The following is a 1,188-nucleotide window of genomic DNA, read 5'->3' on the forward strand; positions in this document are numbered from 1 at the left end:
AGCCCGTGGCTCATCACGTCGCCCACCACCAGGGCGGTACGGCCGCCGGGCAGGGGCGCGACGTCGAACCAGTCGCCGCCGCCGCCGAGGGGGTCGACCGTCGGCGTGTAGCGGGAGGTCACCGCCAGGCCCGGGGTGCGGGGGGTGTCCCGGGGGAGCAGGTTGCGTTGGAGTCGGGCCACGTGTTCGCGCTCGCGCCCGTACAGCCGCGCGTTGTCCACGTCCACGGCGGCCTTGGCGGCGAGTTGGGTGGCCAGGGCGAGGTCCGCCGTGGTGAAACCGGGGCGACCGCCCGCGCGAATGAAGTCGGCCGAGCCGAGCAGCACGCCACGTGCGATCAGCGGCACCATCATGTAGCTGTGCACGCCGGCCTGCTGCAGTTTGGCGGCGGCACTGGGGGTGGGACCCAGTTTGTCGTAGTCGTCGGGTCCGATCCGGCCGATGAGCAGGGGTCGGCCGGCGGCGAGGGCGCGGGTGAAGTGTGAGTCGCGGGTCGGGTCGGAGGTGGATATTTCCCCGACCTGGTCGGGTTCGAGGTCGGTGAGTCGCTCGATCGCCGACACCGCCATCGCCCGCCTGACGGGCCTGCCCTTGCCGCTGGGGCGTTGTCCTTCCTCGCCCTGGATGACGGATTCCAGCAGATCGACGGCGGCGCCGTCGGCCAGTCGGGGAACGGCGAAGTCCGCGAGTTCCTGGGCGGTGGTCTTCAGGTCGAGGGTGGTTCCGATCCGCAGGCTCGCCTCGTTGAGCCAGCTGAGCTGATCGCGAGTGGCGCGGGTGCGGGAGTTGGGGCCTTGGATTTTCCCTGCTGTCCGTCGACGCACGTGTCTCCGGCTTTGTCCGCCATCCACTCTCCCGCTCACCCGCACCTCTTTCCGTTCGGCACCGGATCGTCACACGCGACTCTGCCGCCCGGACGCACCTTCGCGGCTACGTCGGGAGCGGTTCGTCGGCCGGTACGTGGGATGTGACTGTACCCGCGCGGTGTCGCCGACGGTGGTCGTTACGGTGACGACGAACGGGTGATCGGATTCGGTGCCCCGGCCGGGTGCTCTCGCCCGGTCGTTCGGGTGTGCGACTCGCCCCGTGTGTCGTGGGTTGTCCCGTTGTCGGGTGTGGTGCGGCCGGCGTGCCGGCGAGCGTCCCCCCGCGGGCACGGGGTGAGCGCGGGCGGGCACGCGGCGGGTC

1 protein-coding gene is annotated in these 1,188 nt (G+C 71.5%); it reads right to left on the bottom strand.

The window, feature by feature from the left end; all coding sequences use genetic code 11:
• Window positions 1-824, bottom strand: an 824-nt coding sequence (locus GT354_RS46105) for a GAF domain-containing protein (RefSeq protein ID WP_161363519.1), incomplete at its 3' end; no start/stop codon positions are given.
• Between the last annotated feature and the right edge of the window lie 364 nt (window positions 825-1,188).

Origin of the sequence: Streptomyces sp. SID3343 (assembly GCF_009865215.1) — a bacterium.
Classification (GTDB): domain Bacteria; phylum Actinomycetota; class Actinomycetes; order Streptomycetales; family Streptomycetaceae; genus Embleya.